This window comes from Paraburkholderia nodosa, from assembly GCF_001718195.1.
Classification (GTDB): Bacteria; Pseudomonadota; Gammaproteobacteria; order Burkholderiales; family Burkholderiaceae; genus Paraburkholderia; species Paraburkholderia nodosa_A.
Map to the genome: position 1 here is coordinate 87060 of NZ_MCNV01000009.1, position 16955 is coordinate 104014.

Consider the following 16955-nt stretch of genomic DNA (forward strand, 5'->3'; position numbering starts at 1 on the left):
TCGCGAGGCAGGAGGCAGGATGGCAACGGCCACGAAGACGCAGACCAGGCGGTCTGCGTCGCTAACGGGCGGAACTGCGGGCGCACCCGCAGGTGCAAAGCGTGCGCTCAATGGAGCGGGCGGCAAGGCAGCGACAAGGCCGGCTGCGAAGACGGCGCGCGGGAAAACCAACGGCGCGTCCGGCTCGCACGAAGTGCTCGACGGCGCGGCAATCGAGGCTGCGCTCTCCAATGGTCCGGCGGCACTCGAAGCCGTGGAGCCCGCGGCGAACGCGCTGGGCGATCTCGAATTCGAAGTGCAGCGTCCCGACTATTGGGACAAGGCGTGCGCGGACCTCGTCAAGCGCGACCGCATTCTCAAGAAGCTGATCCCGAAGTTCGGTCCCGTGCATTTGTTGAGCCGCGACGATCCGTTCGTCACGCTCGCACGCTCGGTGGTCGGCCAGCAGATTTCGACGGCGGCGGCGCAGGCGCTGTGGCAGCGTGTGGAAGCCGCATGCCCGAAGCTCATGCCGCAGCAGTTCCTGAAACTCGGTCACGAGAAGCTCGCCGCGTGTGGCCTCTCGAAACGCAAGACGGAATACATCCTCGATCTCGCGCAGCATTTCGTCTCGGGTGCGCTGCACGTCGGCAAGTGGACGTCGATGGACGACGAAGACGTGATCGCCGAGCTCACGGCGATTCGCGGCATTGGCCGCTGGACCGCCGAGATGTTCCTGATCTTCAATCTCGCACGCCCGAATGTGCTGCCGCTCGACGATCTGGGCCTGATCCGCGCGATCAGCGTCAACTATTTCAGTGGCGAGCCGGTCACGCGCAGCGAAGCGCGCGAAGTCGCGGCCAACTGGGAGCCGTGGCGTACCGTCGCGACCTGGTATATGTGGCGCAGCCTCGAGCCGTCGTGAGGCCCGGGGCTGTCGTCAGCGTCTGAGAAAAATGCTATCGATCGAAGAAATCGATAGTTCTGAGCCGATTTCGGCGCGGGCTGGCGCGGTTAGAATACGCGCTGCCGCAAAGTGAAGGATTCCCACACATGAAGACCACGTTTCTGGATTTCGAACAGCCGATCGCTGAACTGGAAGCGAAGATCGAAGAACTGCGCTTCGTTCAGGACGATTCGGCCGTCGATATTTCGGAAGAAATCGAGCGGCTGTCGAAGAAGAGCCAGCAACTCACGAAGGACCTCTATGCGAACCTGAGCCCGTGGCAGGTTTCGCAGATCGCGCGTCATCCGCAGCGTCCGTACACGCTCGATTACGTGCACGAGCTTTTTACCGATTTTCACGAACTCCATGGCGACCGCTCGTTCGCGGACGACCTTTCCGTCGTCGGCGGCCTCGCGCGCTTCAATGGCCAGGCCTGCATGGTGATCGGCCACCAGAAGGGCCGTGACACGAAGGAGCGCGCCGCGCGCAACTTCGGCATGCCGCGCCCGGAAGGCTATCGCAAGGCCGAACGCCTGATGCGTCTCGCCGAAAAATTCGGCCTGCCCATCTTCACGTTCGTCGACACGCCGGGCGCGTACCCGGGCATCGGCGCGGAAGAGCGCGGCCAGTCGGAAGCCATTGGCCGCAATCTCTATGTGATGGCCGAACTCAAGACGCCGATCATCACGACGATCATCGGCGAAGGCGGTTCGGGCGGCGCGCTCGCTGTGGCCGTGGCCGATACCGTCATGATGCTGCAATTCTCGACCTACTCGGTGATTTCGCCGGAAGGCTGCGCGTCGATTCTCTGGAAGAGTGCCGCGAAGGCGCCGGAAGCTGCGGAAGCGCTGGGCCTCACGGCGCACCGTCTCAAGGCGCTGGGCCTCATCGACAAGATCGTGAACGAGCCGCTCGGCGGCGCGCATCGCGACCCGAAGGGCATGGCCGCGCTGCTGCGCCGCGCGCTCGCCGACTCGCTGCGCCAGTTCCAGGGTATGAGCATCGCCGATCTGAAGCAGCGCCGTTTCGAGCGCCTGATGGCCTACGGCAAGTTCAAGGAAACGACGCCGGGCGCCTAAGGCGCGCGACGTCAACGTTCCTCGACGTCTGCGGTCGTGCTGTGACCGACCATCCCGAATCCGACGCCGGGCGCATCGTTCTCGATGCGCTCGGCGTTGTGCTTTCCACGCTTGCCGACGACGCACGCATCGCGATCGCGTATAGCGGCGGGCTCGACTCGTCCGTGCTGCTGGACGCCGCGGTGCGGGCGGCGGGCGCACAGCGTCTCGTCGCACTGCATGTGCATCACGGCCTGAGCCCGAACGCCGACGCATGGCTTGCCCATTGCGAGGTAACCGCGCGCGCGTACGGCGTGACGTTCGACGCGAGGCGCGTAGAGTTGGCGCGCGACGACGCGGCCGGCGTCGAGGCGGCTGCCCGCGACGCGCGCTACCGCGCGCTCGACGCGATGTGCGCGGCGCACGGCGTGCAGGCGCTCTGGCTCGCGCAGCATGCGGACGATCAGGCGGAGACGGTGCTGCTGCAGTTGCTGCGCGGCGCCGGGCTCGCGGGGCTCGCGGCGATGGCGCCGGCACGTGCGAGCGCGAATGGCGTGGCGCGCATGCGGCCACTGCTCGCGCTGTTGCGCATGCAACTGGAGCGCTATGCGCGCGCGCACGGCCTGCACTGGATCGACGACGAATCGAACGACGACACGCGCTACGCGCGCAACGCCTTGCGTCACGACGTGATGCCGGCGCTCTCGGCTCATTTTCCTGGCTATCGCGATGCGTTCGCGCGCACGGCGGCGCATGCAGCTGCTTCGCAGCGTCTGCTCGACGATCTCGCGCGCATCGATTTGCGCGACGTCGGGCGCGAGGGCGACCGCGCGCTTTCACATGCCGCGCTGCTCGCGCTCGACGATACACGCGCCCTCAATGTGCTGCGTTACTGGATGCGCTCGCTTGGCCTGCCGGCGGCATCGACCGCGCGGCTTGCGGATCTGTTGCGGCAGTTGCGCGAGGTTGCGCGCGATGACCCGAATGGTCATGCGTTGCGCGTCGATCACGCCGGACATCGCTTGCGCGCGTATCGCGGCATCGTTTCGTGGGAAGCCATGCGGGCGCGCGACGAACGCGCAGGCGAGGGCGCCGCTCATGCACGCGCGCCCGTGTCGTTGAACTGGCGCGGCGAGGAAGTCTGGCGGCTGCCGTCATGGCGCGGGACCTACGTTTTCGCGCCCGCCGCTCCCGACGATGCCGACGCCGTTCCCGAGCACGTGCTCGCGAGCGCGCCGCTCGTCGCGCGCGAGCGCAGCGGCGGCGAGCGCTTGCGCGACGAAGCCGCGCACGTGAGCCGCACGCTCAAGAACCTGTTCCAGACGCGCGGCGTGCCGGCATGGGAGCGCGACGTGCCGTTGCTCTATGTGGGCGAGACGCTGCTGTTCGTGCCCCGTATCGGCGTGAACCGGTCGGCGTTCGGCGCGACGCCCGGCGAGCCTGACGCGGCCTGGCGACGCATCGAATGGCGCAAGGATGTGCTGATCGCCTGAAGTCGCGTCGCCGTCATCGATCAATTCGCCGACTGGTATCGCGATCGTTCCCCCGCAAATCCTTGCCACACAAGCCTTTTTCGGCCTCTGCGAGCGTGTTCTGTCTTGTAATTTTGGCGTCAATCGGGTAGTGTAAGTCGTTTGTCCAGCCCGCTTTTTCGCGTTCACGGACGCCGTCAAAAGCGGCGTGTCTCGTGAAGGCGCGATTTTTCCTTCGAGCGGTATCCGACGGTTGCAGGGACGTCGTAGCGGCATGCGGGCAGGGCGCGAGTGCAAGGCACCAGCGCGCGTCGACACGATGCGCCGGCCTTCGCGCCCCTGAGGCAAAACCCCGCGCGTGCTGCACGCGCTGAAGCCGCCGCCGTGGCCCCAGGGCGTCCGGGCGGCCCGGTTCTTCAGTGCGCCAGCGCGGTAACATCTCCAGTTCAGAACGACAATGGCACTCATCGTACACAAATACGGCGGCACCTCGATGGGCTCGGTCGAGCGCATCAAGAACGTCGCCAAGCGCGTCGCCAAATGGCACAAGGCCGGCCACAAGATGGTCGTCGTGCCTTCGGCGATGTCCGGCGAAACCAATCGTCTGCTCGGTCTCGCGAAAGAAATTTCGCCGCAGCCCAGCCCGCGCGAGCTCGACATGATTGCGTCGACCGGTGAGCAGGTGAGCGTCGGTCTTTTGTCGATCGCCCTGCAGGAAGCAGGCGTCGACGCCATCAGCTACACCGGCTGGCAAGTGCCGGTCAAAACCGACAGCTCGTTCACCAAGGCCCGCATCAACGACATCGACGGCGAGCGCGTGCTGGCCGATCTCGACGAAGGCAAGGTGGTCGTGATCACGGGCTTCCAGGGCATCGACCCGGAAGGCCACATCACCACGCTCGGGCGCGGCGGCTCGGACACGTCGGCAGTTGCAGTCGCAGCGGCGCTGAAGGCCGACGAATGCCTGATCTATACGGACGTCGACGGCGTCTACACGACCGACCCGCGTGTGGTCGACGACGCACGCCGTCTCGACCGCATTACGTTCGAAGAGATGCTGGAAATGGCCAGCCTCGGCTCGAAAGTGCTGCAGATCCGCTCGGTGGAATTCGCGGGCAAGTATCAGGTGAAGACGCGTGTGCTCTCGAGCCTGACCGACCCGATGATGAACCTCGACGAGGAGATGTCCTCGGGCACCCTGATTACTTTTGAAGAAGACGAGACCATGGAAAAAGCAGTCATCTCGGGTATCGCGTTCCAGCGCGACGAGGCCCGCATCATCGTGATGGGCGTGCCCGACAAGCCCGGTATCGCGTATCAGATCCTCGGCCCGGTGGCGGACGCTAACATCGACGTCGACATGATCATCCAGAACCAGAGCGTGGCCGGCAAGACCGACTTCACGTTCACGGTGCCGCGCGGCGACTATCAGCGCGCCATCGACGTGCTGAACAACCAGGTGAAGGGTCACGTGAGCGCGGAGCAGGTGCTCGGCGACGCGAAGGTGTCGAAGGTTTCGGTGGTCGGCGTGGGCATGCGTTCGCACGTGGGCGTGGCGAGCAAGATGTTCCGCACGCTTTCGGAAGAGGGCATCAACATCCAGATGATCTCGACCTCGGAAATCAAGATTTCGGTACTGATCGACGAGAAGTACATGGAGCTGGCAGTGCGCGCGCTGCACAAGGCGTTCGACCTCGAGCACGCGTAAACCGTGCCGTGTTTGCGCGGCCATTGCGCCGCGTTTGTGTTGTGTGACGAGGATGTGACGCGGTTTTTCCGCTCGATTCCGATGCACGATGCCGCGCCCGAGGTTCGTTGTGCGCTTGCAGAAAAAACTTTGCAAAAAAGCGTCGTATGAATTGACCGGAAGGCGCTAACCCGCTATTATCTTGGCTTCGTTGCGCTGCCTCCCTGGCGCGAACGAAGTTTTTGGGAGACGTGGCCGAGAGGTCGAAGGCACTCCCCTGCTAAGGGAGCATCTGGGCCAAAACCTGGATCGAGGGTTCGAATCCCTCCGTCTCCGCCAGTAATGGCGGTGGAAACCCCGCAAGTCTCGGCTTGCGGGGTTTTTGTTTTTTGGGTCGCAAATTACTCGATGTGAGGAGGCAATAAGTCGTCGCTCGAAGGCAGGGAAGAAGCACTGCGAGAATCGTCAGGAATGCCAGGCAAATTGCGGTGGCGCACCGGAGCGCAAAGGTTTTGCATTGAGGCGCCGATAAATGGACTGGGGTTCGCGAGTCGTGCGAAGTCTCCTGCACACCGGCGCAAGCGATGCTATTCTGCCCGGCGCTGTTGGCCATCCGCCGCCCAGTGTAACGAGACGTAACGACATCGAACGCAGGCCAGGTTCGTGCATCAGTTATTACAAGTTTGAAATACGCGGGCGAAAGCCGTGCGTTATATTGGCTTGAACAAAACATCAAACCCGAAAGGTGAGTCCATGAAGTTCCCACGTGTTGTTGCAATGCTGCTCGGGGGCGTGGCTATCGGCGCATCGAGCGTTGCTATGGCTGGCGTGAGCGTTGGTGTCAACATCGGTATTCCGGCCCCGGTTTATGTCGCTCCGCAACCGGTCTACGCGCCGCCTCCGCCGCCGGTCGTCTATCAGCCGGCTCCTGTTTATGCCGCGCCGCCGGCCATCGTCATCGGCTGGCACGGTGACCGTTACTGGGATGGCCGCCGCTACTGGGGGCGCGACGACTGGTATCGCCACCACGGCGGCTATGACGGCCCGGGCCGCGGCCACTACGACCGCGACCACTACGACCGCGACCACGGCGGTCCTCCGGGACACTGGCACTAAGCCGCGAGGCTCGTTGCCGGCGTGGTGCGCGTGACACGGCGCGCATGGCACATCGAACGCCACGCCAAAAGAAAAGCCGCCCACTGGGCGGCTTTTGCATTCTTGCCGTTGCGCGCGCAACGATGCGCGCGCAACGCGAAGAGAGGCTTACTCGAGGCCGGCCATGCCGCCAACCACCGCGTTGAAGCCGGAGTCGACGTGCATGATCTCGGCGGTCACGCCGGCTGCCAGATCGGAGAGCAGGAACGCGGCGGAATTGCCGACCTGCTCGATGGTCACGTTACGCTGCAGCGGGGCGTTCTGTGCGACGAAGTCGAGGATCTTGCCGAAGCCCTTGATACCGCTTGCCGCGAGCGTCTTGATCGGGCCGGCGGAGATGCCGTTCACGCGCACGCCTTGCGCACCGAGCGCCACCGCGAGATAACGCACGCTCGCTTCGAGTGCGGCTTTCGCGACGCCCATGGTGTTGTAGTTCGGGATCGCGCGCTCTGCGCCGAGATAGGTCAGCGTCAGCAGCGAAGCGTTCTGGGCGAGCATCGGCTTGGCGGCCTTGGCAAGCGCGGGGAAGCTGTATGCCGAAATGTCGTGCGCAATGCGGAAGTTCTCGCGCGTCATGCCGTCGAGGAAGTCACCCGCGATCGCCTCGCGCGGCGCGAAGCCGATCGAGTGGACGAGGCCGTCGAGCGTATCCCAGTGTTGCTTGAGGTCCGTGAAGAGCGCTTCGATTTGCGCGTCGTCGGCCACATCGCAAGGGAACACCAGGTTGCTGCCAAATTCCTGTGCGAACTCGGTGATACGGTCCTTGAAGCGGTCGCCGACGTACGTGAACGCCAGTTCCGCGCCTTCGCGCTTGCATGCCTGCGCGATGCCGTACGCGATCGAACGGTTCGACAGCAGGCCGGTCAACAGGATACGTTTGCCAGCGAGGAAGCCCATGAATTCTCCTAAATCAGGTCAATGCGCCAGCGCCTGTGGGGCGGCGCCGCGTGGTTTGGGTAGAATTCTCTCACAACTGACAAGGCAGCCCGGACAATTACCGATCTATGACGACAGGAACGCGAGGCAGGACGGCGCTCGGCGCGCTTGGGGCAACCGTTCCTGCGGTTCGGTTCGCACTTGCCAAAAGGCTGGCGGCGATGTGTCTTGCGCTCGGATTCGGGCTGCTGGCCATGCCGAGCGCGCACGCGGTCTACGCCATTGCGCAGTATGGCGAGCCCAAATATCCGCAAGGATTCGCGCACTTCGACTACGTGAATCCGGATGCGCCCAAGGGCGGCACGCTCGTCCTCGCCAATCCCGACCGCCTCACGAGCTTCGACAAGTTCAACCCGTTCACGCTACGCGGCAACGCGGCCCCGGGGCTCGGCATGCTGTTGGAGAGCCTCACGACGGGGAGCCTCGACGAAGTGGCCTCGGCCTATGGTTTGCTCGCCGACGACATCCGCATCGCGCCCGACGCGCTTTCGGTGACCTTCCACATCAACCCGAAGGCGCGCTTCTCGAACGGCGACCCGGTGACTGCCGAAGACGTGAAGTTCTCGCTCGACACGCTCAAGAGCCGCCAGGCCGCGCCCTCCATGCAGGCGTATTTCAGCGAGATCACGCGCGCGGTGGTGGTCGATCCCGCGACGATCCGCTTCGAGTTCCGCAGTAACAACCGCGAGCTGCCGCTCATCGCGGGCGGCATGCCGGTGTTCTCGCACAAGTGGGGCTTGCGCCCGGACGGCAGCCGCGTCGCCTTCGATCAGCTCGCGTTCGAGCAGCCGATCGGCAGCGGCCCGTATGTGATCGACCGCTACTCGAACGGTCGCACGATCACCTACAAGCTCGACCCCAACTACTGGGGCAAGGACCTGCCGGTGCGCGTGGGCACCAACAACTTCGAGCGTGTTACCTACAAGCTCTATTCGGATGACGTGGCACGCCTCGAGGCCTTCAAGGCGGGCGAGTACGACGCGCTCGTCGAATACGTCGCGCGCAACTGGGTGCGGCGCGATGTCGGCAAGCGCTTCGACAGCGGCGAGCTCATCAAGCGCGAGTTCCCGCAGCACAACGGCACCGGCATGCAGGGCTTCGTCATGAATCTGCGCAGGCCCGTGTTCCAGGACGTGCGCGTGCGCCGCGCCCTCGATCTCGCGCTCGACTTCCCGTGGCTCAACCGCATGCTGTTCTATAGCCAGTACCGTCGCATCGACAGTTGGTTCGCGAACACGCAGCTGCAGGCAAAGGGGCTGCCATCGCCTGGCGAACTTGCCTTGCTCGAGCCGTGGCGCAAGTCGCTCGATCCCGCCGTGTTCGGGCCGCCGCCCTCGCAGCCCGATACGACCCCGCCGGGCTCGCTGCGAGCAAATCTGCTCAAGGCGCGTGCGCTGCTCGCCGAAGCCGGCTGGACCTATCGCGACGGCGCGCTGCGCAACGCGAAGGGCGAGCCGTTCACGTTCGAGGTGCTCGACGACACGAGCGCTTCGGCGCAGTGGGCGCCGATCATGGCGCAGTACACGCAGGCGCTCAGGCGCCTTGGCATCCAGGTGAACTATCGCTCGGTCGATTTCGCGCTCTACCAGAAGCGGCTCGACGCCTTCGACTTCGACATGACGACCATCAAGTTCCCCGACGTCCAGGTGCCGGGCGCGGAGCAGGTCGATCGCTTCGGCAGCAAGGCCGCCGACGAGCCGGGCTCGGGCAATCTGCTGGGCCTGAAGTCGCCGGCCGTCGACGCGATCCTCAAGGCGCTCACGCGGGCGCAGACGCTCCAGCAACTGCTCGACGCCACGCATGCGCTCGACCGGGTGCTGATGCACGGCTACTATGTGGTGCCGCAGTGGTACAGCGCGACGCACCGGGTGGCGTTCAAGAACACGCTGGCCTATCCGGCGAAGTTGCCGCTGTACTATGGCGCGAACGACTGGATCATCTCGACGTGGTGGTTCAAGCCGCAGTCCGCGCCACAGGCGACGGGTCATTAACGACGGACACGACGGAAAGCATCGAAATCATGTGGAGCTACATCGTCAAACGCCTGCTGCTGATGATCCCGACGCTGCTCGGCGTGCTTACGCTGACCTTCGGCGTGATCCAGTTCGTGCCGGGCGGTCCCGTCGAACAGGCGGTGCGCGAATTGCGGCGGGGCGCGGAGCAGGGCATGCCGTTCGGCATGCGCGCGCATTCGGGCGTGGACGCGCAGCAGATCGCGCAGCTCAAGCAGCTTTACGGCTTCGACAAGCCGCCGCTGCAACGCTATTTCCTGATGCTCGGGCGCTTTGCGCGCTTCGATCTCGGACAGAGCTATTTCCATCACCAGAGCGTGTGGTCGCTGATCATTTCCAAGCTGCCGGTGTCGATCAGCATCGGCCTCTGGACCTTCTTTCTCACTTATCTGATATCGGTGCCGTTGGGCATCGCGAAGGCGGTGCGCAACGGCTCGCGGTTCGACCTCGTGACGAGTCTCGTCGTGCTCGTCGGTTACGCCATTCCGGGCTTCGTGCTGGGCGTGCTGCTGCTCGTGCTGTTCGGCGGCGGCTCGTTCCTGCAGCTTTTCCCGCTGCGCAATCTCACGTCTGACAACTGGGACACTCTCTCACTCGGTGGCAAGATTCTCGACTATCTCTGGCACATCACGCTGCCCGTGACGGCGTCGGTCGTGGGCAGTTTCGCCGTCACGACCATGCTGACCAAGAACGCCTTTCTCGAAGAGATTCGCCGCCAATACGTGCTGACCGCGCGCGCGAAAGGGCTCTCGGAGCGCACCGTGCTCTGGAAGCACGTCTTTCGCAACGCGCTTCTGCCGCTCGTGGTGGGGTTCCCGGCGGCGTTCATCGGCGCGTTCTTCACCGGCAGCCTGCTGATCGAAACGCTTTTCTCGCTCGACGGGCTCGGCCTGCTTTCGTACGAATCCGTCGTGCGGCGCGACTATCCGGTCGTGCTCGGCACGCTGTACCTCTTCACGTTGATCGGACTGCTAACCAAACTGATTTCCGATCTGTGCTACGTGTGGGTCGATCCCCGCATCCAATTCGAACAACTGGAGCGCTGAGTTGAACCGAGTCCGCGCTGGCGCTGAACCCGAACTGCGTACCGAGAGCGTGCGCGCCCTCAAGTCGCCCACGCCCGCCCGTCGCGTGTGGCTGCGCTTCAAGCAGCAGCGCCTGGGCTACTGGAGCCTGATCGTGTTTCTTGTCGCGTTTGCGGCGAGTCTCGCGGGTCCGCTCTGGTGCAACGACAAGCCGCTTGTCGTGCGCTACGACGGGCACCTGTATTTCCCGCTGTTCAAGGACTATCCGGAAACCGCGTTCGGCGGCGATTTCCCGACGCCTGCCGACTACCTCGATCCGTACATTCGCCACCGCTTCGACGCGCCGGGCAACTTCGCGATCTATCCGCCGAATCCGTACTACTACGACACACTCAACTACTTCGCGAAAGTGCCGAACCCCGCGCCGCCGTCGCGCCAGAACTGGCTCGGCACCGACGAGAGCGGCCGCGACCTGTTCGCCCGCTTGCTGTACGGCTTTCGCGTGTCGGTTGAGTTCGCGCTCGTGCTGACTGCCATCGGCACGCTGCTCGGCGTGCTGGCGGGCGCGGTGCAAGGGTACTTCGGCGGCAAGGTCGATATCTTCGGACAGCGTCTCATCGAGATCTGGAGTTCGCTACCCGAGCTTTATCTGCTGATCATTTTCGCGGCGATCTTCGAGCCGGGCTTCGTGCTGCTGATCGTGCTGCTTTCGCTGTTCGGCTGGATCGGTTTGTCCGACTATGTGCGCGCGGAATTCCTGCGCAATCGCAACCAGGACTATGTGCTCGCCGCGCGCGCAATGGGCCTGTCGAACTGGCAGATCATCTGGCATCACGTGCTGCCCAACAGCCTCACGCCGGTCATCACGTTCCTGCCGTTTCGCATGAGCGGCGCGATTCTCGCACTCACGAGTCTCGACTTCCTGGGCCTTGGCGTGCCCGCACCCACGCCGAGCCTCGGCGAGTTGCTCGCACAGGGCAAGCGCAATCTCGACGCATGGTGGATCGCGCTCTCGACTTTCGGTGTGCTCGTGGCGACGCTGCTGCTGCTCACGTTCATCGGCGACGCGCTACGCAACGCGCTCGATACGCGTATTTCCGACGCCATGAAGGCCGGAGGCAACCAGTGAGCGCCGTGCCACAGGACGCCGCCGCGCCGCTCCTCTCGATCGAGCACCTGAGCGTGCGCTTCGACGAGACGCTCGCCGTCGATGATGTCACGCTCGCGATCGGGCGCGGCGAGCGCGTGGCGCTCGTCGGCGAGTCGGGCTCGGGCAAGACCGTCACCGCGCTCGCGGTACTGCGCCTGCTGCAGGACGCGCAGATCAGTGGAAGCATCCGCCTCGACGGCGACGATCTGCTCGCGAAGAGCGAACGCGCGATGCGCGGTCTGCGCGGCAACGACGTCGCGATGATCTTCCAGGAACCGATGACGGCGCTCAATCCGCTCTACACGATCGGCGAACAGATCGCGGAGACCATCGTGCTGCACGACGGCGTCTCGAAGAAAGCGGCCTACGAGCAGGCGGTGGGGCTGCTCGAGCGCACGGGCATTACCGAGGCGCGGCGGCGCGTGTCGAGTTATCCGCATCAGCTCTCGGGCGGCCAGCGCCAGCGCGTGATGATCGCGATGGCGCTCGCGTGCCGTCCGCGTCTGTTGCTCGCCGACGAGCCGACCACGGCGCTCGACGTGACGATCCGCGGCCAGATCGTCGATCTGCTGCTCGAGCTGCAGCGCGAGGAGGCGGCACGGCGCGGCATGTCGGTCTTGCTCATCACGCACGACCTGAACCTCGTGCGCCGCTTCGCGCAGCGCGTGGCCGTGATGGAGAAGGGCAGGGTCGTGGAGTCGGGCAGCGTCGAGCAGATTTTCGAGGCGCCGCAACATCCGTACACGCAACGGCTCATCGCGAGCCGTCCCGAGCGCCACGTGCTGCCCGTCCTGCCGATCGCGCCGGTTCTCCTGCAGGCGAAGGACGTGATCGTCGACTTCGCAACGAAGTTGCCGGGTTTTCGCGGCTGGTGGCAAAAGGGGCGTTATCGCGCCGTGAACGACGCGAACCTTGCGGTGCGCCAGGGTGAGACGCTTGGCATCGTCGGCGAGTCCGGATCGGGAAAAACGACGCTTGCGATGGCGATGTTGGGGCTGCAGCGAACGGCGGGCGGTATCGTCGAGTTCCAGGGGCGGCCCATCGCGAGCTACACGGGCCGCGACAGGCTGTCGTTGCGCTTGCATCTGCAGGTTGTCTTTCAGGACCCGTTCAGTTCGCTTTCTCCGCGTCAAACCATCGAGCGCATCGTGGGGGAGGGGCTCGCGCTGCATCGGCCCGATCTTTCTATCGAGGAGCGGCGCAAGCGCGTTGTCGGCGTGCTGCGCGAAGTGGGCCTCGATCGCACCGCTTTGCACCGATACCCGCACGAGTTTTCGGGTGGCCAGCGCCAGCGTATCGCCATTGCGCGCACGCTGGTGCTGGAGCCTCGCGTGATCGTGCTCGACGAACCGACCAGCGCGCTCGACGTGTCAATCCAGCAACAGGTGTTGAGATTGTTGACGGATTTGCAACGCAAGTACAACCTGGGCTACGTGTTCATCAGCCACGACCTGGCGGTGATCGGCGCAATGGCGCACCGGGTAGTGGTGATGCAGGACGGGGCGATCGTCGAGTCGGGAGAGGTCGCGAATATCTTCGACAGACCCGCCCATCCTTACACCCGAAAATTGTTGAAAGCTGCATTCGATCGCTAGGCTTTGGCGGAACTTTAGAGCGAATTTCGGTGAAATTCACCAATGAGGTGAATGTCGCGATTGAATTTTTCTATTTGTTTTGACACACAAATACTTACTGGCTAGTATCGTCCAAACTTTTCCACTAACTCCCTGATTTACGGGCAATTTCTACCGACCAATGCAGCACCGATACTTGACCCAGGCTTGCACGCGCGTCGTCGCCGGGATGTTCATCGGCGTACTGATGGCCGCAGCTCCCGGCGCGTTCGCCGACGAAGTAAGCAGCTTTAGCCAGAATGCCTCATTTTCGCCGAGCAATTCGGCGAATCCGCAGTCCATCCCAGCACTTCAGAACGCCCTCCAGAATGCCAACCAGGCGACCCCGGCGGCGGCTCCGGCCCCGACCGAAGGCGGCGCCAAGGCGTTCCTGTCCGGCATGGCCGGCAAAGCCGGCGACGTCGTTGTCGGCGCACTCAACATGATTGGTGTGCGTTACCGCTGGGGCGGCAACACGCCCGACTCCGGCCTCGACTGCAGCGGCTTCGTGCGCTACGTGTTCCAGGACACGCTCGGCATGTCGCTGCCGCGCCGCGCCGAGGAAATGAGCCGCGTGGGCGAGAAGGTCAGCATGAGCAACCTGAAGCCGGGCGACCTCGTGTTCTTCAACACGATGCGCCGCACGTTCTCCCACGTCGGCATCTACATCGGCGACAACAAGTTCGTGCATTCGCCGTCTACCGGCAGCACGATCCGCGTTGACGACCTCGACGACGGATACTGGGAAAAGCGCTTCACCGGTGCACGCCGCATCGAAACGTCGTTCACGGCGGATCAGCAGCAAAACCTCAAGCGCGTGAGCGCACAGTTCGAGGGCAACGGCGGCAACTGATCGGGGTTTTGTAGCGAACAATAAGCCTGCTTCTTGCGAAGCAGGCTTTTTGCGTTTTTTGCACCCGTGCGCCCGCTGAAGGGGCGCTCAGATCAAGCGATCAGGCCGTCAGGCGCGCTGCAGCGAGCTTGCGCTCGAGTTCCGGCATGATGCGCGCCGCGGCTTCCTCGCCCGCGAGAATCGCCGCGTTGCGCTGAGTGAAGTCGCTGGACGACATCGCGTTGAGATTCGGGCGGATCACGACGTCGGCGTACTTGTCGAGTTCGTAGGACTTGATCGTCTGGCCCATGATCGTGAAGGTCTGCATCAGCACGTCGAACTGGCTCAGCGTCGAGGCCGTTTCAGGGCGCGCCGAGATGTCCACGGCGATCACGAAGTCGGCGCCCATCTTGCGTGCGAACGAGGCCGGCACCGGGCTCACGAGGCCGCCGTCCACGTATTCGTGGCCCGCAATCTTCACCGGCTCGAAAATCGACGGAATGCTGCACGATGCGCGCACGGCAATGCCCGTGTTGCCGCGCTGGAACAGGATAGGCTGGCCCGTGCGCAGGTCGGTCGAGACGACGCCGAGCGGCTTCGCCATCTTCTCGATGGGCCGGTCGTGCAGCGTGGTGTTCAGATAGTTCTGGAGCGCCACGCCCTGCAGGAGACCGCGCGTGCGAAACGGCATCGCCCAGTCGCTGATCGAGGCTTCGTCCATCGTCAGGGCGAGCTTGTTGAGCGCGAAACCGTTCATGCCCGAGGCGTAGAGCGCCGCGACGACTGAGCCCGCGCTCGTGCCGACCACGAAGTCGACTTGCACGTTGCGCGCCTCGAGCGCCTTGATCACGCCGATATGCGCAAAGCCACGCGCCGCGCCGCCGCCGAGCGCGAGGCCCACGCGAACCGGGCGCTGCGGCCTGGCGACGGGCGGCGGGGGCGCGGTGGTGACGGGCGGCGGGACACTGGCGGTTTGCGTGCCCGCGGTCGTGCAGGCGGCCAGGACGGAGGAGGCGGCCGCAAGCGAAAAGTGCCGGCGGCTCAATGAGGGCGATGACTGCTTCAAGAAGGTTCTCCATGCGGTCCGCGTGCGTGTCCGGCAAGGAACGACGCGGTACCCCGGTCTGCTCGCGCGGGCGGCCGAGTATCTGTGTTTGCTCGCGCGACGCCGCATCGTGGTGGCGGCGCGCCGACATCATAAGGCAAAGCGCGGCCGGTTTAGCAGGCGTGCATGTAACGCGATGTGACGCCAGATGACAACGCGCTCGACGGTTTGCGAGCGCATACACGTTTGCATGAGAGAAACGGGCGCCCGCACGCGCACCCCGGGCCTCGCCCCCCAGGCCGAAGCGGTGCATGGCGGGTATAATCCCGTCTCTAATTTTCCGGATTCCCGTTCGTGTGCGCGAGGCTGCGCGCGCCCCCGGCGCTCCCGCGCTAGCCGCGCGGGCCGAACGCGCCGCGAACCCCGGCCGTCCGCCGCCGTCGCTGCTTTTGTTGCCAGCGCCGCGCTCCGGATGGCATCGTCTTCGAGTAATCGCCCATGACTACCTCTGTCGTCCGTACCCGCTTCGCGCCGAGCCCGACCGGCTTCATCCATCTCGGCAATATCCGTTCCGCGCTCTACCCGTGGGCGTTCGCGCGCCACAACAAGGGCGTCTTCGTGCTGCGGATCGAAGATACCGACCTCGAGCGTTCGACGTCGGAATCGGTCGACGCGATCCTCGAAGGCATGGAATGGCTCGGCCTGAATTTCGACGAAGGTCCGTTCTACCAGATGCAGCGCATGGACCGTTATCGCGAAGTGCTCAGGCAGATGCAGGAGCAGGGCCTCGTGTATCCGTGCTACATGTCGACCGAAGAGCTCGACGCGCTGCGCGAGCGTCAGCGCGCGGCCGGCGAGAAGCCGCGCTACGACGGCACGTGGCGCCCGGAGCCGGGCAAGGTGCTGCCCACGCCGCCGGCGGGGGTGCAGCCGGTGCTGCGCTTTCGCAACCCGCTCACGGGCGTGGTGGCATGGGACGACGCCGTCAAGGGCCGCGTGGAGATCTCGAACGAAGAGCTCGACGACCTCGTGATCGCGCGCCCGGACGGCACGCCGACCTACAACTTCTGCGTGGTCGTGGACGATCTCGACATGAAGATCACGCACGTGATTCGCGGCGACGATCACGTGAATAACACGCCGCGCCAGATCAACATCCTGCGCGCGCTCGGCGGCGAGCCGCCGGTCTACGCGCACCTGCCTACCGTGCTTAACGAGCAGGGCGAAAAGATGAGCAAGCGCCACGGCGCGATGAGCGTGATGGGTTATCGCGATGCGGGCTATCTGCCGGAAGCGGTCCTCAACTATCTCGCACGTCTGGGTTGGTCGCACGGCGACGCCGAAGTGTTCACGTGCGAGCAGTTCGTGGAGTGGTTCGATCTCGAGCATCTCGGCAAGTCGCCCGCGCAATACGACCACAACAAGCTCAACTGGCTCAACAACCACTACCTGAAGGAAGTGGACAACGCGCGCCTCGCCGAGCTCTCGAAGCCGTTCTTCGCTGCCCTCGGCGTGGACGAGGCGGCGCTCACCAAGGGGCCGTCGCTCGAAGGCGTGGTCGCGCTTTTCAAGGACCGTGCGAACACGATCAAGGAGATCGCCGAGAGCGCGATGATGTTCTACCGCGAGCCGCAGCCGGAAGCCGAAGCGCTCGCACAGCACATCACGGAAGCCGTACGCCCCGCGCTCGCCGATCTCGTCGTCGCGCTCAAGGGCGCGGAGTGGACGAAGGAGGGCGTCTCGGCAGCGCTGAAGGCGACGCTCGCCACACACAAGCTCAAGATGCCCCAGCTCGCGATGCCGGCCCGCCTGCTCGTGGCAGGGACGACGCATACGCCTTCGGTCGATGCGGTGCTCGTGCTGTTCGGCCGCGATGCGGTGGTGAGCCGCCTCGAGAAGGGCATTTCGGCTGCAAAGTAAAAACTTTGAAGAATATTCGCCCGGACCCTAGCGCCCGGGCGGCAGTTCTTGTAGTATTCGGGCTCCGTTGAATACGGAGCGCGAGGGAGTCGCAAACAAGCGGCAAATAAGCAGCAAATCTCACG

13 protein-coding genes and 1 tRNA gene are annotated in these 16955 nt (G+C 64.4%); 12 read left to right on the plus strand and 2 right to left on the minus strand.

What is annotated here, in order from left to right; translation table 11 throughout:
- Window positions 1-19 precede the first annotated feature (19 nt).
- The 6 genes from BFD71_RS17490 to BFD71_RS17515 all read left to right on the plus strand — a co-directional run bounded on the left by BFD71_RS17490 (window position 20) and on the right by BFD71_RS17515 (window position 6258).
- Window positions 20-904 carry a DNA-3-methyladenine glycosylase family protein gene (locus BFD71_RS17490; protein ID WP_069265577.1) on the plus strand — a complete coding sequence of 295 codons (885 nt, stop codon included), beginning with the start codon at window positions 20-22 and terminating at the stop codon, window positions 902-904.
- Between the two features lie 128 nt (window positions 905-1032).
- Window positions 1033-2004, plus strand: a complete 972-nt coding sequence (locus tag BFD71_RS17495; RefSeq protein WP_028204107.1) for an acetyl-CoA carboxylase carboxyltransferase subunit alpha — start codon at window positions 1033-1035, stop codon at window positions 2002-2004.
- Between the two features lie 41 nt (window positions 2005-2045).
- Window positions 2046-3476 (plus strand): tRNA lysidine(34) synthetase TilS, encoded by a 1431-nt coding sequence (gene tilS, locus BFD71_RS17500; RefSeq protein WP_069265578.1) that lies wholly within the window; start codon window positions 2046-2048, stop codon window positions 3474-3476.
- 436 nt (window positions 3477-3912) lie between these two features.
- On the plus strand, window positions 3913-5163 hold the full coding sequence (locus BFD71_RS17505; RefSeq protein WP_069265579.1) for an aspartate kinase: 1251 nt from the start codon (window positions 3913-3915) through the stop codon (window positions 5161-5163).
- Window positions 5164-5387: 224 nt separating this feature from the next.
- Window positions 5388-5481: transfer RNA gene (locus tag BFD71_RS17510), tRNA-Ser, on the plus strand.
- 414 nt (window positions 5482-5895) lie between these two features.
- Window positions 5896-6258 (plus strand): hypothetical protein, encoded by a 363-nt coding sequence (locus BFD71_RS17515; protein ID WP_069265580.1) that lies wholly within the window; start codon window positions 5896-5898, stop codon window positions 6256-6258.
- A 147-nt stretch (window positions 6259-6405) separates the two neighbouring features.
- Here BFD71_RS17515 and fabI read toward each other — a convergent pair whose 3' ends face one another.
- Window positions 6406-7194, minus strand: a complete 789-nt coding sequence (fabI, locus tag BFD71_RS17520) for an enoyl-ACP reductase FabI (RefSeq protein WP_069265581.1) — start codon at window positions 7192-7194, stop codon at window positions 6406-6408.
- Between the two features lie 107 nt (window positions 7195-7301).
- Between fabI and BFD71_RS17525 the strand changes: the two genes are divergently transcribed.
- The 5 genes from BFD71_RS17525 to BFD71_RS17545 all read left to right on the plus strand — a co-directional run bounded on the left by BFD71_RS17525 (window position 7302) and on the right by BFD71_RS17545 (window position 13886).
- Window positions 7302-9224: an extracellular solute-binding protein gene (locus BFD71_RS17525; protein WP_069265582.1), complete on the plus strand. Its 1923-nt coding sequence runs from the start codon at window positions 7302-7304 to the stop codon at window positions 9222-9224.
- Between the two features lie 29 nt (window positions 9225-9253).
- A complete protein-coding gene (locus BFD71_RS17530; RefSeq protein WP_028204101.1) occupies window positions 9254-10291 on the plus strand; it encodes a microcin C ABC transporter permease YejB in 1038 nt (345 codons plus the stop codon).
- Window position 10292: 1 nt separating this feature from the next.
- Complete coding sequence (locus tag BFD71_RS17535; protein ID WP_069265583.1) at window positions 10293-11399, plus strand: ABC transporter permease; 1107 nt, start codon at window positions 10293-10295, stop codon at window positions 11397-11399.
- On the plus strand, window positions 11396-13015 hold the full coding sequence (locus BFD71_RS17540) for an ABC transporter ATP-binding protein (protein WP_069265584.1): 1620 nt from the start codon (window positions 11396-11398) through the stop codon (window positions 13013-13015). The genes BFD71_RS17535 and BFD71_RS17540 overlap by 4 nt, the downstream gene beginning before the upstream one ends.
- 160 nt (window positions 13016-13175) lie before the next feature.
- Window positions 13176-13886 carry a C40 family peptidase gene (locus tag BFD71_RS17545; RefSeq protein ID WP_069265585.1) on the plus strand — a complete coding sequence of 237 codons (711 nt, stop codon included), beginning with the start codon at window positions 13176-13178 and terminating at the stop codon, window positions 13884-13886.
- A 100-nt stretch (window positions 13887-13986) separates the two neighbouring features.
- Here the strand turns inward: BFD71_RS17545 and BFD71_RS17550 are convergent, their stop codons facing one another.
- Window positions 13987-14931 (minus strand): patatin-like phospholipase family protein, encoded by a 945-nt coding sequence (locus BFD71_RS17550; RefSeq protein ID WP_069265586.1) that lies wholly within the window; start codon window positions 14929-14931, stop codon window positions 13987-13989.
- 477 nt (window positions 14932-15408) lie between these two features.
- On the opposite strand from BFD71_RS17550, the gene gltX reads away from it, so the two are divergent.
- Window positions 15409-16830 (plus strand): glutamate--tRNA ligase, encoded by a 1422-nt coding sequence (gene gltX, locus BFD71_RS17555; RefSeq protein ID WP_069265587.1) that lies wholly within the window; start codon window positions 15409-15411, stop codon window positions 16828-16830.
- Window positions 16831-16955: the final 125 nt, after the last annotated feature.

Bases quoted from the DNA above. Each gene is read 5' to 3' on its own strand.
- BFD71_RS17525 (WP_069265582.1), top strand. From the start codon at position 7,302: ATGACGACAGGAACGCGAGGCAGGACGGCGCTCGGCGCGCTTGGGGCA.
- gltX (WP_069265587.1), top strand. From the start codon at position 15,409: ATGACTACCTCTGTCGTCCGTACCCGCTTCGCGCCGAGCCCGACCGGC.
- BFD71_RS17545 (WP_069265585.1), top strand. From the start codon at position 13,176: ATGCAGCACCGATACTTGACCCAGGCTTGCACGCGCGTCGTCGCCGGG.
- BFD71_RS17515 (WP_069265580.1), top strand. From the start codon at position 5,896: ATGAAGTTCCCACGTGTTGTTGCAATGCTGCTCGGGGGCGTGGCTATC.
- BFD71_RS17530 (WP_028204101.1), top strand. From the start codon at position 9,254: ATGTGGAGCTACATCGTCAAACGCCTGCTGCTGATGATCCCGACGCTG.
- fabI (WP_069265581.1), bottom strand. From the start codon at position 7,194: ATGGGCTTCCTCGCTGGCAAACGTATCCTGTTGACCGGCCTGCTGTCG.
- BFD71_RS17495 (WP_028204107.1), top strand. From the start codon at position 1,033: ATGAAGACCACGTTTCTGGATTTCGAACAGCCGATCGCTGAACTGGAA.
- BFD71_RS17505 (WP_069265579.1), top strand. From the start codon at position 3,913: ATGGCACTCATCGTACACAAATACGGCGGCACCTCGATGGGCTCGGTC.
- BFD71_RS17490 (WP_069265577.1), top strand. From the start codon at position 20: ATGGCAACGGCCACGAAGACGCAGACCAGGCGGTCTGCGTCGCTAACG.